Source organism: Nonomuraea sp. NPDC049684 (assembly GCF_044465345.1).
In the GTDB taxonomy this organism is placed as follows: domain Bacteria; phylum Actinomycetota; class Actinomycetes; order Streptosporangiales; family Streptosporangiaceae; genus Nonomuraea.
Genome location: NZ_JBITLO010000013.1, coordinates 87,110 through 100,731, shown reverse-complemented (window position 1 = coordinate 100,731; position 13,622 = coordinate 87,110). Strand labels below are relative to the sequence as shown.

The window sequence follows — 13,622 nt, the reverse complement described above, 5'->3', positions numbered from 1 at the left end:
CGCCCAACCAGCGCCGCTCAGCCGGTGACCGGCACGGGCTTGCTGAACATCGTGCAGGTCACCGCCGTTTGCAGTGCCTGGACGGCCTTGGCGAGCTTCGGGTCGGCCTCGAACTCGGCCCAGTACTCCGCCGCGATGAGGACGGTGGCCGTGCGGCCGCCGGTCCGGTCGGTGAGGTTGGTGGTCAGGTAGCCCGGCATGCCGCCGTCGTGGCCCCAGAACGTGCCGCACGGATGGGCGGCGGTCTGGATGCCCAGCCCGTAGCCCGGCCCGTCCGGTCGCCGCGGGTCCATCGGGACGGTGGTGCGCAGCTCGGCGAGCTGGGCGGCGGGCAGCAGCCTGCCGGACATGAGCGCGGCGTGGAAGCGGGCCCAGTCGCGGGTGCTGGACACCACCGCCCCGGCCGGGCCGCCCCAGCCCGGGTCGTGGCCGGAGACGTCCACATGCCCGTCGTGGCGCGGCCCGGCGAGCCGCCGGAACGCGGCCGGCACCGCGGGCGGCTGGTGGGCGGCGTCCGGCTCGTAGCCGCGGGCGTACGAGCCGCGCCAGGAGGGCCCGGTGGCGTAGTAGGTGTGGCCGAGGCCGAGCGGCCGGGCGATCCGGTCCCTGACCAGGGCGGCCAGGCTCGTCCCTGTGACCCGCTCCAGGACCGCGCCGACGGCGGCGTAGCCGGTGTTGCTGTAGGACCACCTGACGCCGGGCGCGAACAGCGGAGCGTGCCTCACCCCCAGGGCCAGCAGTTTCGCCGGGGTCCACCGCCGCCGGTCCTTGCCGAGCAGGGAGGGCCGGATGGCGGGGTCGTCGGTGTAGTCGTACAGGCCGCTGGTGTGGTTCAGCAGCATGCGCAGCGTGATCGCGCCGCCGCCGGGCACCTGGCCGGGCAGCCACTTGTCCACCGGGTCGGTCAGGGCGAGCCTGCCCTCGGCGACGAGTTGCAGCACCAGCACGGCGACCATGGTCTTGGTGTTGGACCCCATGCGGAACTCGTCGCCCGTCTTGAGCACGTGGTCGCGTCTGGTCCAGGCGGCCTGCTCGGCGATCTCGACGGGCCGTCCGCGGCCGTCGTCGACCCGGACGAGCACGCCGGGCGCCCCGGCCGCCACCACCTCCCGCGCCAGGCGCCGCAGCAGGGCGGGCGTCCCGTCCGGGGCCTGCCGGGCCGTGGCGGCGGCCGGGTGCGCCGCGACCACGGCCAGGCCCACGGCCGGCACGGCCGCCGTGAGCGCGCGCAGCCACCGCGACAGCCACCGTGGCCGCCATCGTGGCCGCCGCCGTGGCCGCACCGCCCGCCGGGACGGGACATCACAGGGGTACATGAACCGGTTCCTCCTCCATCGGGTGACACCAACGCCCCCACCCTCCGGCCCCCCGCTCACAAACCGCACACATCCCGCTGTCAGCCGATGAGTTCGCCCCACCGGCGCAGTCCTCATCAGGGAACGACAGGAAGGAGTGGTCCGCGTGGATCTGTACAGCGTGGTGTGCGTACGCGACCGGGCGGCGGCGCAGAAGTGGTACGAGGTGTTCTTCGGCCGCCCGGCGGACGAGGTCGTCGGCGAGGAGCACCTGTGGCAGGTCGGCGAGAACGCGTGGGTCGTCATCGACGACCGGCACATGCGGGCCGCCCGCATCGGCGGCACCATGATCACGTTCGGCGTGTCCGGCCTCGACGACATCCTGGCCAGGCTGGCCGGGCACGGCATCGAGCACGGGCCCGTGGAGACGTACGGCAACGGCGTGCGTCACGTGGACGTCCTCGACCCGGACGGCAACAGCCTCTCGCTCGCCGAGGCCCCGCCGCAGTGACCCGGTTAGGCTCGGGACGATGTTCGACTCGCCCGACTTCGACCTGGCGCCCTACGCCGGCCTCGACACCTCGGCGTACGTGCGGCACACGTACAACAGCTGGGACGACGCCGGCTGGCGGTCGCTGCTGGTGCAGGGCTTCCGGCACGCGCCCGAGGCCGAGCACCTCGCCCTGCCCGCCGTGTCCGACCTGCATCTCGTGCTCTGCGTGGCGGGGCACGCCGACCTGCGGATGCACGCGGGCGGCAGGCCGGTCCGGCGGCGCTGGGTCCCGGGCCACCTGGAGCTCATGGTCCCGGGCCGCGCCGGGTCGATCAGCTACCGGGCGGGGGCGGGGCTGAGCACCGTCCAGGTGCACGTGCCGGCGGCGGCCGTCCGGCGGGCCGCCGGCGCGCTGGGCGGTCGCGAGCCCGACTTCGAGGCGACGGCCGCGGCCCTGGCGGCCGGCGACCCGGTCGTCGAGCAGCTCCTGCGCGCGCTGCCGGGCCGCGCGGCGGCCGGCGACCTGTACGCCGAGTCCGCCGCCGCATTCCTCGTGACGCACCTGCTGACCCAGGGCGGGGCCGAGCGCCTGCCCGGCCCCGAGCACGCGGCCGTCCGGGCGGGTGTCGCCATCATGACCGAGCGCCTGGCCGAGCCGCTGACGCTGGCCGCCATCGCGGCCGAGGTGCATCTGAGCGTGTACCACTTCGTCCGGGTGTTCCGGGAGGGCACCGGGCAGACGCCCCACCGGTTCCTCACCGGGCTGCGCATCGAGGAGGCGCGGCGGCTGCTGTCGTCCACCTCGCTCAGCGTCGAGCAGATCGCCGCGCGGTGCGGGTTCGCCGGGGCGGGCTCGTTGTCGTCGGCCTTCCTGCGGCAGACCGGCGTGCGGCCGTCGGCGTACCGCAAGAACTGACCGATCAGCGGCAATCGTGCGCATGGCCCGCGGGCGGGGCCGGTGCCTACGTTGGGGCTCATGCCGTACACCTTCGCCGTGACCGCCCGCTCGCAGGCCGCCCCCGAGGCCGTCTTCGCGGCGCTCGCGCACGCCGCCACCTGGCCGTCGTGGTCGCCGATCGACTCCGCCGACGTCGAGGGCGGCGATCCAGCGGCCCGGCAGCAGGCGGGCGACACCAGGGTCTTCCGCACCGGGCGCAACGTCTCGCGCGAGCGCATCGTCGAGCTCGTCCCCGACCGGCGGTTCGTCTACGACAACCTGGGCGGCCCGTTCCGCTCCTACCGCGGGACGGTCGAGCTCGCGCCGGCCGACGGCGGCGGCACCGACATCACCTGGTCGGCCGCCTTCGAGCCGAAGATGCCGCTGTCGGGTGGTTTGTGGCGGTGGTATCTGACCCGTTTCATGCAGGGCATGGCCGACGGCCTCGCCGCGTACGCCGCCCGCGCGGCAAAGTGACCGCGGCCCGATGTTTGGCGCGGCTGACCCGGGAAGAGTGGGGGGGGCAACGTTCTCTAGATCATCAGGAGGAAACCCCTTGTCTCAGGACATGTGGAGCTACGGTTCCGACGTCTACGGCGACAAGACTCTCGACGTGGTCGGCTTCGACGTCGAGGCCACCGACGGCTCGATCGGCTCGGTGGACGAGGCGAGCCACACCGTCGGCGACAGCTACCTGGTGGTCGACACCGGTCCGTGGATCTTCGGCAAGAAGGTCGTCCTGCCGGCCGGCACCGTCACGCGGATCGACCCGCAGGAGCGCAAGGTCCACCTCGCGCGGACCAAGCAGGAGATCAAGGACTCGCCGAAGTTCGACGAGGACGCCACGTACAACGACGACGTCCACCGCAACGAGGTGGGCGCGTACTACAGCCGCTTCAACGGCACCGTCTGACCCCCGCGTAACCCGGGTACCCGCCGGGGTGCCCGCCGGGCGCGACGCGCGCCGCAGCAGCTGCCAAGGCCCCACAGCTCTGCGACCGGCGGGCCCCCGAGGGCCGGACGTCTCAGGACGTCCGGCCGGTCTGGTGGGTCAGGATGCGAAGGGCGTCGGCGGAGGACGGGTCGGACGGGGTGTAGATCTCGACCCGGTGGTCGGGGCTGTCGGGCTGGAGCCAGACCTGGTAGTCGACGCTGACCGCGCCGACCGTGGGATGCCGCAGGCGCATCGTGCCCACCGTGCAGTCGGCGACCTCGCCCACCGCCCACAACGCCGCGAACTCCGCGCTGTGCATCGTCAGCTCCCCGATCAGCTCCGCCAGGCGGGCGTCGGAGGGGAAGCGGCCCGCGGTGAGCCGCAGGTAGGCCACGTGGATGCGGGCCAGCTCGTCCCAGTTGCGGTGCAGGTCGCGGAAGAGCGGATCCAGGAAGAACATCCTCGGGACGGACGGGCGGTCCGCCGGATCCCACGGCGCCTCGAACGGCAGATGCTCCCCCATCAGCGCATGCCCCGTACGGTTCCACGCGAGCACGTCCCCACGCCGGCCGAGCACGACCGCCGGCGTCGTGTCCTTCAGCGACTCCAGCAGCGCGAGCACCCGCGGATGCGGCTCCTCCACGGGCGGCCGGGACAGCCGCGAACGGGCCGGTTGCCGGGCGAGATTGTGCAGGTGGACGGTCTCGATCCGGTCGAGCCGCAGCACCCGCGCCAGAGCGTCGAGCACCTGCTCCGAGGCGGTATCCGCCTGCCCCTGCTCCAGACGCGTGTAGTACCCGGCGCTCACCCCCGCGAGCTGCGCCAGCTCCTCGCGCCGCAGCCCCGGGACCCGGCGGGCCGTCCCGTACGTGCGCAGCCCGATCGCGGCGGGCGTGACCCGATCGCGACGGCTCTTGAGAAACGCTCCGAGACTCTCCACGCCACCGAGCCTAGGCCGACCGGCGGGCCGCGTGGGTACACCTGCTGGGTGCACCCACGCCAGGGGGATGGTTGCCGGGCGCGTCCTGCCCGAGTGTCGGCGCCATGCATCGACAGCACACGCGCACTCCCCCGGGCCTGCGGGCCTGGCTCGGCCTCCTGGTGATCCTCGGGCCCGTCCTGCTGGTCTCCATGGACGGCTCGATCCTGTTCCTGGCGATGCCCAGGATCAGCCAGGCCCTCACGCCCACCGCGGGCCAGGCCCTGTGGATCCTCGACGTCTACGGCTTCGCTGTCGGCTCCCTGCTGATCGCGTTCGGCAACCTCGGCGACCGGTACGGGCGGCTGCGGCTGCTCATGACCGGCGCCGCCGTCTTCGGCGCCGGCTCCACGGCGGCGGCGTTCGCGCCCAGCGCCGAGCTGCTGATCGCGGCCCGCGCGCTGATGGGCGTGGCGGGCGCGACCCTGCTGCCGTCGGCGCTGGCCGTGCTGAGCGAGCTGTTCGCCGACCCGCGGCGCCGGGCGCAGGCCATCGGCGTGTTCGCCGCGGCGTTCGCGGCCGGGTTCGCCGCCGGGCCGATCGTGGGCGGCGTGCTGCTGGAACGGTTCTGGTGGGGGTCGGTGTTCCTGGTCAACCTGCCGGTCCTCGCCCTGTTCCTGGTCTTCGCGCCGATCCTGCTGCGCGAGGTGCGGGCGACCCGCGCCGGGCGCGTGGACGTGCCCAGCGTCGTGACGTCCGCGGCCGGGCTGCTGCTCGCGATCTACGCGCTCAAGCACGCCGCCGCCGAGGGGCTGTCGGCCGTCCCGGCCGTCGCGGGGGCGGCCGGGGCGGGGCTGCTGGCGTGGTTCGTCCGCAGGCAGCGCGGGCTCGCGCAGCCGCTGATCGACTTCTCGCTGTTCCGCGACCGGGTGTTCGCCGTGGCGATCGTCACCGGGCTGCTGCCGCTGGCGGCGTGGTCGGCGACGGCGTACCTGTCGGGCGTCTACCTCCAGTCCGTCCTCGGCCTGCCGGTGCTGGACGCGGCGCTGCTCGCGCTGCCCGGCGCGGTGGTGCTCACCGTCACCTGCGTCGTCACGCCCTTCGTGGCGGACCGCGTCGGCCGGCGGGCGGCGCTCGCCGTCTGCCACTTCTCCGTCGCGGCGGGGCTGCTGCTCCTGCTCCCGACGGCCGTCACGGGCGGTGCCGGCTGGTACGTCGCGTCCACGGTCGTGGCGGGCGTCGGGTACGGCATCTCGTTCAGCGTCGTCGCCGACACCGCGGTCGGGGCCGTCCCGCCGGAACGGGCCGGGGCGGCGGGGGCGCTGGCCGAGACCAGCAACGAGATCGGCAACGCCCTCGGGATCGCGCTGCTCGGCTCGCTCGCCGCCCTGGTCTTCCGGCTCCGGGGGCCGGACCTGGCCCCCACCCTGGACGAGACCCTCCAGCTGCCCGACCTCGTGCCGGCGGCGGCCGCGCAGGCCGGGACGGCGTTCGTCGCCGGGTTGCACGTGGCCGCGGGGGTGGCCGGGGTCCTGCACGTGGTGCTCGGCGTCGTCGCCCTGCTGCGGGCGCCGGTGCGGCCGGGCGGCCGCTGAGGGGCGTGCCCTCAGCCGTCCGTCAGGAAGGCGAGGGCGTCGGGGGCGAATCTCCGGTCGGTGAAGGTGCCGCTGTGGCTGCGGCCGGGGTAGACGACGAGCTGCGCGTCGGGGATGCCCTCGACCGTCTGCCGGGCCAGGTCCAGCGGGTAGACCAGGTCGTCACCGCCCTGGATCAGCAGGGTGGCCGCCTTGATCTCGTGCAGCCGGCCGCGCAGGTCGAAGCCGTCCTCGGCGTTGAGCACGGTGACGGCGTCGGCGTGGTCGGCGCGCCCGCCGTCCGACAGCCACAGCAGGGCCCTGAGCAGGACGCGGCCGAGGGCCGACGCGGTGACGATCTCGGCCAGCGCGGGGCTCGGCCGCCTGCCCCGGCGGGCCCGTTCGACGTAGCCGCGCTGGGCCCGCCGGCCGGCCGGGCCGAGGGTGCAGGCCGTGCCCGCCAGGACGAGCCGGTCGACCAGGCCGGGGTGGTCGGCGGCCAGTTGCAGGGCGATGGACCCGCCGGTGGACAGGGCCAGCACGTTGACCGGGCCGTCGAACGTGGCCCTGATCGCCTGGGCGAAGATCGCGGCGAGGTCGGCCATCGTCGTGGTGGGCGGCAGCCCCGGCGGGCGGTTGACGACGTGGACGGTGAAGTCCCGGGTGAACGGCCGTACCAGCCGCATCGTGGACCAGCGCGTCATGCCCGTCGGGTTGGCCGCCCGCGGGGTGTGGATCAGGACGATCAGGGGCGGCCCTTCGCCGGCCGACAGGTGCGGCAGGTCGTTCAGCATGGGGGATCCCTTCCGTGGCCGCGCCGGCCTACTGTATCCATATGAACAGTTTGGATTTTTGTTCACAGCATACGCCGGAACGCGCGGCGGCGCCCCGCCCGATGGGCTACAGTCGTCCGCCATGGCCGACTCCTCCTACCTCACGGCGACCGCACGCGCCTACGACGCCGTCGCCGACCTGTACGCCGACCTCGCCCGCGACTCGCTCGACCGCCTGCCGCTGGACCGCGCGCTGATCGCGGCGTTCACCGAACTCGTACGGGCTGGCGGCCCCCGGCCCGTGGTCGAGGCCGGATGCGGCCCCGGGTACATGACGGCCCACCTGCGTGACCTCGGCCTCGACGCGTTCGGCGTCGACCTGTCCCCCGCGCTGCTCGACATCGCCCGCAGGGACTATCCCGGCCTGCGTTTCGAGCTCGGCTCGATGGACGCCCTCGACGTGGCCGACGGCGAGCTGGGCGGCCTGATCTCCTGGTATTCCATGATCCACGTGCCGCCTGCGGAACTGCCGTCGTACCTCGCCGAGTTCCGCCGCGTGCTGGCCCCCGGCGGCCACTTCCTGGTCGGCTTCTTCGAGTCCGAGGGCGGGCCGGTCACGGAGTTCGACCACAAGGTCACGCCGGCCTACCGGTGGCCGATCGACGAACTGGCCGGCCTGGCCCGCAAGGAGGGGTTCGCCGAGGTGGGCCGGATGCTGCGCGAGCCGCTGGAGGACGAACGGTTCCGCCGCGGCCACCTGCTGATGCGCGCCGAGGCCCCCGGCGACGCACACTGAACGAACGGGCCCGCGGGCGTCCCGGCCGGAACCGGCACGCCCGCCGCCCGGACACGCCAGGGAGGTGAGGTGCCGTCCTCTTGAGACGAGTCGTCCTGGTCGTCATCGTCTGCGGCATGGTCGTGGCGGGCGGCGGAGTCCTGGTGTCCTTCGGGTGGCCCCTGATCTACCGGTGGCAGCACGAGGAGACGACGGCGCAGGCCGAGAAGGAGACCCGGCGGCTGGCCGACGGCTTCGCGGACGACCTGCGAACCCTGCTCACCCGCCGATGGCCGACGGGCCAGCAGGTTCGTGAGCTCGGCAACGAGTACGAGATGCGCGTGTCGCATGTCACGAGCCGGCGGCCGTCCATCACGGTCGAGATCGAGACCATCACCACCGTGCGCGAGTCCTTCGGCGGCGGCCTGTTCCGGGCCTGCTTCCGCGTCGAGGCGACCGAGGCGGGCGGGGGCGTCCGGACCTCGGTCACTCCCGGCGGCGGCTGCTCACACTGACCCGGGCGCGTGCGGTCAGTGCGGCGTACTTTTTGCCGGTCGTGGCGAAGCCCAGGGTGCCGCGGTTCGGGTCGGTGAGCACGAAACACAGCCAGGAGCCCGCGGCCGGGTGGAGGGCGGCCCCGACCGCGGCCGTCTTCGCCAGGGCCGACTGGACGAGGTCCTCGGCGGCGTCCCGGTCGCCGGTCAGCGCCCGTCAGACGCCCGGCGCGGCCCCGGATCCGGCGACTTGAGTTCGCCCATAGGCGAACTCCTAGCGTCGGTGCCATGACGGAAATCAACGCCGACAGCCGCCTCCGGATCGCCGTGGTGATCGGAAGCGTGCGCAGGCCCAGAATGGCCGACCCGCTCGCCGCCTGGCTGGAGCGCGAGCTGAGCACGATCGACTGGCTCGACCTCGACATGATCGACCTGGCCGCGGTCTCGCTGCCGATGGACGAGCTGCAGCCCGGCGGAGGGGCCGCGTCCCCGATCGGCGACGCGCTCGCCGGGGCCGACGGGTTCGTGTTCCTCGTCCCGGAGTACAACCACAGTTTCCCCGCCGCCGTGAAGAACGCGATCGACTGGCACTTCACCGAGTGGGCGTACAAGCCGGTCGCGTTCGTCGGGTACGGCGCCTCCGGCGGGATCAGGGCCGTGGCGCAGTTGCGCATGGTCTTCCCCGAACTGCGGGCCGCCACGGTCCGCGAATCGGTGCTGATCCCGATGGCGTGGGAGCACCTGGACGCCGACGGCCGTTTCGTCCCCCCGCCGGGCACGACGCAGGCGCTGCACGCGACGATGGGCGAGCTGCGCACGTGGGCGCGGGCCCTGCGTTCCGTCCGCGTCACGGATCTGGCCGGCCGGCGGTGAGCAGGCTGACCGGGCCGGAGCTGCGCGCCGCGGTCGTCCTGATGGCCGGCGGGCTGCTCGCGGTGCTGGACGCCACGATCGTCGTGGTGGCGCTGCCTTCGCTGATGGCGGCGTTCGGCGCATCGCTGAGCTCCGTGCAATGGGTCGTCACCGCGTACGCGCTCGGGATGGTGGCGACGATGCCGCTGGCCGCCGGGCTCGCCGCGCGCTGGGGCGCCCGGCGCGTGTACCTGGCGGCGCTGGCCGGCTTCGCGGTCGCCTCCGCCGCCGCCGGCGCGGCCGGCGGCCTGGACGGGCTGATCGCCGCGCGGGCGGCGCAGGGCCTCAGCGGCGGCCTGCTCGCGCCGCTGGGGATGGCGATCGGGTTCGGCGCGGTCGCGCCCGAACGCCGCAGCCGGATGACGGCGGTCACCGGGGTGCCGATGCTGGTCGGGCCGATCCTGGGCCCGCTGCTCGGCGCGGCGCTCCTGGACTCCGGCTCCTGGCGCGCGCTGTTCTACATCACCGTGCCGCTGGCGCTGCTGACCGCCGCGGGCGCGCCGGCCTGGCTGCCGGCCGACCCGGCGCGCGGCCCGCGGGTCCGGCTGGACCTGGCGGGGGCGGTGTCGCTGGTGCCCGGCATCGTCGCCGTGGCGTACGGCATCAGCGCCCAGGACAGCCCGGCCTGGACGCGGATCGCCGCGGTGGCCGCCGGCGCGGTGCTGGTCGCGGCCTTCTGCGTCCGGGCGCTGAGGCGTCCGGAGCCGCTGCTGCGGATCCGGCTGCTCGGCGATCCGACGTTCGGCCGGGGCGCCGCGGTGCTCGCCCTGTACGCCGCCCCCTACTTCGGCTCGGCGCTGCTGATGCCCACCTACGTCCAGACGGTGCGGCTCGACAGCGCCTCGGTCACGGCGGCGCTGATGGTCCCCGGCGCGGTCGGCATGGGCCTCAGCCTCCAGGTCGCGGCCCGGCTGCTGGAACGGCTCGGCCCCCGGCGGGTCGTCGGCGCCGGGCTCGGACTCGTGATCGCGGCCGGCGCGGTCCAGGTGATCGTCCTCGCGCCGGACACCCCCTACCCGGTGCTCGGGCTGTTCGCGCTGCTCCAGGGAGCGGGCACCGGCGCGATCATGATGCCGACGATGTCCGGTTCCAGCCGCAATCTCCACGGCCCCGACCTGGCCTCGGGTTCCGCGCTGTTGTCGCTGGTGAGCACGGTCGCCAACGGCATGGGCACCGCGGCGGTGGGCGCGCTGTTCACGGCGCTGACCGCCGCGATGACCGGCGGCGCGTCGCTCGCGGCCCTGGCCGCCCTCGACGCGGCGGACAGGGCGGCCCAGGCGGTCACCGTCACCGACGCCCTGCGGCTGACCCAGGCGGCGGCCCTGGTCGTGATGGCGCTGGCCCTCGTCGTACGATTGCGCTCACCGGCCCGGCCCTCGGCGATGCCAGGCCGGCGGGAGTCGGCTGAGAGGACGGTGGGCGCGCCATGACCGTCACCGGCCGTCCCGGCTCCGAGACGATCCAGGACTCGCTCACGGTCGGGCAGGTGGCCAGGGCCGCCGGGGTGACCCCCAACGCCGTCCGCTTCTACGAGCGCTACGGCGTGATCACCGGCCACCGCAACAGCGGCAACGCCCGCCGCTTCACCGTCGACGCGGTCTGCCGGATCAAGCTCGCCCTCGCCGCGCAGCGGGTCGGCATCACCCTCAAGGAGAGCGCCGACATCCTCTCCGGCATCCCGCCCCTCTCCCGCGACCTCGGCCAGTGGGTCGCCGCGGGCGAGGAGCTCGTCCGGATCGGCCGCGCCCGCATCGACCAGCTCCAGACGACGGTGAACGAGCTGGCCACCCTGGACTTCCTCCAGTCCCCTTGATCGCCCTGCGGGCGTCGAGCGGCACGCCCGCCCGCCCGCGGCTTTCGGGTGACTCATCCCCGATCGACAGGAACACATCATGAGCAACCTCCATGGCAAGACCGCGCTCGTCACCGGCGCGAGCAGAGGGATCGGCCGGGCCATCGCCCAGCGCCTGGCCGCGGACGGCGCGCGCGTCGCCGTCCACTACGGCGGCAACGAGCGGGCCGCCGCGGAGACCGTCGCCGCGGTCGAGGCGGCGGGCGGGCAGGCGTTCGCCCTGCGGGCCGAGCTGGGCGCGCCCGGTGACGCCGAACGCCTGTGGGCCGCCTTCGACGCCCGCGCCGACGGGCTGGACATCCTGGTCAACAACGCCGGCATCCTGAACGACGAGCCCGGCATCGAGCACGTCACCAGGCAGCAGTTCGAACGGCTCTTCGCGGTCAACGCCACCGCCCCGTTCTTCGTCACCCAGCTCGCACTCCCCCGGCTGCGCGACGGCGGCCGGATCGTCAACATCTCCACGATGCTGACCCGCGGCTCGGCGATGCCGACGGCGATCAGCTACGCCATGTCCAAGAGCGCGCTCGACGTGCTCACCTCGACGCTGGCCAAGCAGCTCGGGCCGCGCGGGATCACCGTCAACACCGTGGCGCCCGGCGTCATCGACACCGACATGCACGAGGGCAGGCTCGTCGGGGAGGCGCTGACCTGGTTGTCGTCGTTGTCACCGATGGGCCGCGTGGGCACCCCCGCGGACGTGGCCGGCGCGGTGGCCTTCCTGGCCGGCGACGACAGCCGCTGGGTGACCGGCCACTGGCTGGACGCCTCGGGCGGCACCCTGCTCTGACGGGCATCACCCGGGCGAGTGCTGCCCGAGCAGCCGCAGCACCCGCGCGGCCTGGACCGCCAGCGCCCCCGGCGGGTTGTGCGGCGCCGCCGGGCCGCCGGGGCCAAAGCGCGGTCGTTGCGGCCGGAGTCCTCCCAGTCGACGAGCCGGACGCGGCGGTCGTGCTCGTCCCACAGGTAGTTCGCGCGGTTGCCGTCGGCCATGCCGAGAACGGGCGGACGGGGATCGGCGGCGAGCCGGTCGGGCGCGGCGGAGTCCAGCCAGGCGACGCCGGCGCGGTACGCCTCCCGCACCACGGGGTCGTCGCCGAGCTCGGGCCGCCTGCCGGCCAAGAACCGAGCCTTGGCCACGGCCGCCGCGGGCCCCCAGGGGGCGGGGCCGAACGTTTCCACCACCCGGCGCGGAAGCCGGTGCAGCCGGTTGACGGCGGCGGCCACCGCCTGGATCTGCTCGCCGGTGGCCTGCTCGCCGCGCAGGACGCGGCCGGGCAGCCGGCTCATCACGATCACCGGCGGACGGCCGTCGAGCGCGGCCCGTACGGGGACAAGGCCGAGGCCGGGAGCGTGTTCGGCGAGCAGGGTGAGCGCCTGCCATTCCCGGCGCGGTTCTCCCCGCTCCCAGGAGGCGTACCGCTTGATCACGACGTCGTCGTGGAATTCGAGGTCGTGCGTGCACCGGCCGGCCGTCATCTGCCTGTCGCGCCCCTTCCGGTGCCGTGCGGGCGGGTGGCCCTCCGGGCGGGGCTCCCGCGAAGGGCTCCGAGCGTATCGGTTGACTGGGGCACGCGTCGGCGGAGCAGAGCCCCGACAATAGGAACATTATGGACAATCACCTCACCGCAGCCACGAGGGGACGCGCGCGGGCGCGCGAACTGGGCGTCGTCGTCGGCGCACTGCCGACCGGGCCGTTGAACGCGATCACCGACGTCGAAGGCGTCCTGGTCGGCCACACCACCCTCGACGACGGCGCCGACCTGCACACCGGGGTCACCGCCATCGTCCCCCGCCAGCTCGCCGCCGAAGGGCGGGCGCTGCCCGCGGCCGTGTACGCCGGCAACGGCTACGGCAAGCTGGTCGGCTCCACCCAGATCGACGAACTCGGCGTGCTGGAGTCGCCCGTCGTGCTGACCGCCACGCTGTCGGCGTTCCGGGCGGCGGACGCGCTGCTCACCTACCTGATGGACCGCAGCCCCGACGGGATCTCCTTCAACCCGGTCGTGGGCGAGACCAACGACGGCTTCCTGTCCGACATCCGGCGCCGCCCGATCACCGAACGGCACGTGCTCGACGCGCTGGAGGGCGCGTCCGGCGGGCTGCCCGCCGAAGGGTGCGTGGGAGCGGGCACCGGGACGACGGCGCTGGGCTACAAGGCGGGCATCGGCACCTCGTCCCGGCGGCCGGTGGCCGAGGGAACCGCGGTGACGGTCGGGGCGCTCGTCCAGGCGAACTTCGGCGGCGTGCTGACCGTGGGCGGCGTCCCGATGCCGGTCGAGGAGCTGGTCCCGGGGGCCGACGGCGAGGAGCCCGCCGGGAACTCCTGCATGATCGTGGTGGCCACCGACGCGCCGCTCGACGCGCGTCAGCTCGCCCGCCTGGCCCGCCGGGCGATCTTCGCGATGGGCCGCGTCGGGGCGTCCTACTCCAATGGGAGCGGAGACTACGCCATCGCCTTCAGCACCGCGTCGCCGCAGCTCCCGCGCCTGCCCGACGCCGGCCTGAACCCGGTGTTCACCGCGGTCATGGACGCGGTGGAGGAGGCGCTGCTCAACTCGCTGTTCACCGCGACGACCACCACCGGCGTCCGCGGCCGGACCCGGCACGCCGTTCCGTACGACCGGCTTCCGCGGACCGGCGCGGGAGAGCCGGTCGGCTAGC

15 protein-coding genes and 1 pseudogene are annotated in these 13,622 nt (G+C 74.3%); 12 read left to right on the top strand and 4 right to left on the bottom strand.

What is annotated here, in order from left to right; all coding sequences use genetic code 11:
* Positions 1-17: 17 nt before the first annotated feature.
* A complete protein-coding gene (locus tag ACIBST_RS34240; RefSeq protein WP_397177736.1) occupies positions 18-1,316 on the bottom strand; it encodes a serine hydrolase domain-containing protein in 1,299 nt (432 codons plus the stop codon).
* Positions 1,317-1,461: 145 nt separating this feature from the next.
* Here ACIBST_RS34240 and ACIBST_RS34235 point away from each other — a divergent pair, with 145 nt between their 5' ends.
* From ACIBST_RS34235 to ACIBST_RS34220, 4 genes are all read left to right on the top strand, one after another.
* The gene (locus tag ACIBST_RS34235; protein ID WP_397177735.1) at positions 1,462-1,806 is read left to right on the top strand and encodes a VOC family protein; all 345 of its coding nucleotides are present in this window, start codon (positions 1,462-1,464) and stop codon (positions 1,804-1,806) included.
* Positions 1,807-1,825: 19 nt separating this feature from the next.
* Complete coding sequence (locus ACIBST_RS34230; protein WP_397177734.1) at positions 1,826-2,704, top strand: helix-turn-helix domain-containing protein; 879 nt, start codon at positions 1,826-1,828, stop codon at positions 2,702-2,704.
* 60 nt (positions 2,705-2,764) lie between these two features.
* Complete coding sequence (locus tag ACIBST_RS34225; RefSeq protein WP_397177733.1) at positions 2,765-3,202, top strand: SRPBCC family protein; 438 nt, start codon at positions 2,765-2,767, stop codon at positions 3,200-3,202.
* 79 nt (positions 3,203-3,281) lie between these two features.
* Positions 3,282-3,638: a PRC-barrel domain containing protein gene (locus tag ACIBST_RS34220; protein WP_352324772.1), complete on the top strand. Its 357-nt coding sequence runs from the start codon at positions 3,282-3,284 to the stop codon at positions 3,636-3,638.
* 112 nt (positions 3,639-3,750) lie between these two features.
* Here ACIBST_RS34220 and ACIBST_RS34215 read toward each other — a convergent pair whose 3' ends face one another.
* Positions 3,751-4,599, bottom strand: coding sequence for a helix-turn-helix transcriptional regulator (locus ACIBST_RS34215; RefSeq protein ID WP_397177732.1), 849 nt, complete (start codon positions 4,597-4,599; stop codon positions 3,751-3,753).
* A gap of 104 nt (positions 4,600-4,703) precedes the next feature.
* Between ACIBST_RS34215 and ACIBST_RS34210 the strand changes: the two genes are divergently transcribed.
* The gene (locus ACIBST_RS34210) at positions 4,704-6,173 is read left to right on the top strand and encodes an MFS transporter (RefSeq protein ID WP_397177730.1); all 1,470 of its coding nucleotides are present in this window, start codon (positions 4,704-4,706) and stop codon (positions 6,171-6,173) included.
* 11 nt (positions 6,174-6,184) lie between these two features.
* On the opposite strand, the gene ACIBST_RS34205 is transcribed toward ACIBST_RS34210, so the two are convergent.
* Positions 6,185-6,946, bottom strand: coding sequence for an alpha/beta fold hydrolase (locus ACIBST_RS34205; protein ID WP_397177728.1), 762 nt, complete (start codon positions 6,944-6,946; stop codon positions 6,185-6,187).
* A 121-nt stretch (positions 6,947-7,067) separates the two neighbouring features.
* On the opposite strand from ACIBST_RS34205, the gene ACIBST_RS34200 reads away from it, so the two are divergent.
* The 6 genes from ACIBST_RS34200 (at position 7,068) to ACIBST_RS34175 (ending at position 11,748) form a co-directional block, all read left to right on the top strand.
* Complete coding sequence (locus ACIBST_RS34200) at positions 7,068-7,721, top strand: class I SAM-dependent DNA methyltransferase (protein ID WP_397177726.1); 654 nt, start codon at positions 7,068-7,070, stop codon at positions 7,719-7,721.
* Positions 7,722-7,801: 80 nt separating this feature from the next.
* The gene (locus tag ACIBST_RS34195; RefSeq protein ID WP_397177725.1) at positions 7,802-8,215 is read left to right on the top strand and encodes a hypothetical protein; all 414 of its coding nucleotides are present in this window, start codon (positions 7,802-7,804) and stop codon (positions 8,213-8,215) included.
* A gap of 267 nt (positions 8,216-8,482) precedes the next feature.
* Complete coding sequence (locus ACIBST_RS34190) at positions 8,483-9,067, top strand: NADPH-dependent FMN reductase (RefSeq protein ID WP_397177724.1); 585 nt, start codon at positions 8,483-8,485, stop codon at positions 9,065-9,067.
* The gene (locus ACIBST_RS34185; protein WP_397177723.1) at positions 9,064-10,536 is read left to right on the top strand and encodes a DHA2 family efflux MFS transporter permease subunit; all 1,473 of its coding nucleotides are present in this window, start codon (positions 9,064-9,066) and stop codon (positions 10,534-10,536) included. Before ACIBST_RS34190 ends, ACIBST_RS34185 begins: the two co-directional genes overlap by 4 nt.
* The gene (locus ACIBST_RS34180; protein ID WP_397177722.1) at positions 10,533-10,919 is read left to right on the top strand and encodes a MerR family transcriptional regulator; all 387 of its coding nucleotides are present in this window, start codon (positions 10,533-10,535) and stop codon (positions 10,917-10,919) included. Before ACIBST_RS34185 ends, ACIBST_RS34180 begins: the two co-directional genes overlap by 4 nt.
* 79 nt (positions 10,920-10,998) lie before the next feature.
* On the top strand, positions 10,999-11,748 hold the full coding sequence (locus ACIBST_RS34175) for an SDR family oxidoreductase (protein WP_397177721.1): 750 nt from the start codon (positions 10,999-11,001) through the stop codon (positions 11,746-11,748).
* A gap of 119 nt (positions 11,749-11,867) precedes the next feature.
* Here ACIBST_RS34175 and ACIBST_RS34170 read toward each other — a convergent pair.
* Positions 11,868-12,437, bottom strand: a pseudogene (locus ACIBST_RS34170) (phosphotransferase family protein); the annotation flags it as partial.
* A 131-nt stretch (positions 12,438-12,568) separates the two neighbouring features.
* On the opposite strand from ACIBST_RS34170, the gene ACIBST_RS34165 reads away from it, so the two are divergent.
* Positions 12,569-13,621, top strand: coding sequence for a P1 family peptidase (locus tag ACIBST_RS34165; protein ID WP_397177719.1), 1,053 nt, complete (start codon positions 12,569-12,571; stop codon positions 13,619-13,621).
* The last annotated feature ends 1 nt before the right edge of the window (position 13,622 follow it).

Excerpts from the sequence above, each read along its gene's own strand:
- ACIBST_RS34240 (WP_397177736.1), bottom strand. The coding sequence starts at position 1,316 with ATGTACCCCTGTGATGTCCCGTCCCGGCGGGCGGTGCGGCCACGGCGG.
- ACIBST_RS34230 (WP_397177734.1), top strand. The coding sequence starts at position 1,826 with ATGTTCGACTCGCCCGACTTCGACCTGGCGCCCTACGCCGGCCTCGAC.
- ACIBST_RS34225 (WP_397177733.1), top strand. The coding sequence starts at position 2,765 with ATGCCGTACACCTTCGCCGTGACCGCCCGCTCGCAGGCCGCCCCCGAG.
- ACIBST_RS34210 (WP_397177730.1), top strand. The coding sequence starts at position 4,704 with ATGCATCGACAGCACACGCGCACTCCCCCGGGCCTGCGGGCCTGGCTC.
- ACIBST_RS34205 (WP_397177728.1), bottom strand. The coding sequence starts at position 6,946 with ATGCTGAACGACCTGCCGCACCTGTCGGCCGGCGAAGGGCCGCCCCTG.
- ACIBST_RS34200 (WP_397177726.1), top strand. The coding sequence starts at position 7,068 with ATGGCCGACTCCTCCTACCTCACGGCGACCGCACGCGCCTACGACGCC.
- ACIBST_RS34190 (WP_397177724.1), top strand. The coding sequence starts at position 8,483 with ATGACGGAAATCAACGCCGACAGCCGCCTCCGGATCGCCGTGGTGATC.
- ACIBST_RS34180 (WP_397177722.1), top strand. The coding sequence starts at position 10,533 with ATGACCGTCACCGGCCGTCCCGGCTCCGAGACGATCCAGGACTCGCTC.
- ACIBST_RS34175 (WP_397177721.1), top strand. The coding sequence starts at position 10,999 with ATGAGCAACCTCCATGGCAAGACCGCGCTCGTCACCGGCGCGAGCAGA.
- ACIBST_RS34165 (WP_397177719.1), top strand. The coding sequence starts at position 12,569 with ATGGACAATCACCTCACCGCAGCCACGAGGGGACGCGCGCGGGCGCGC.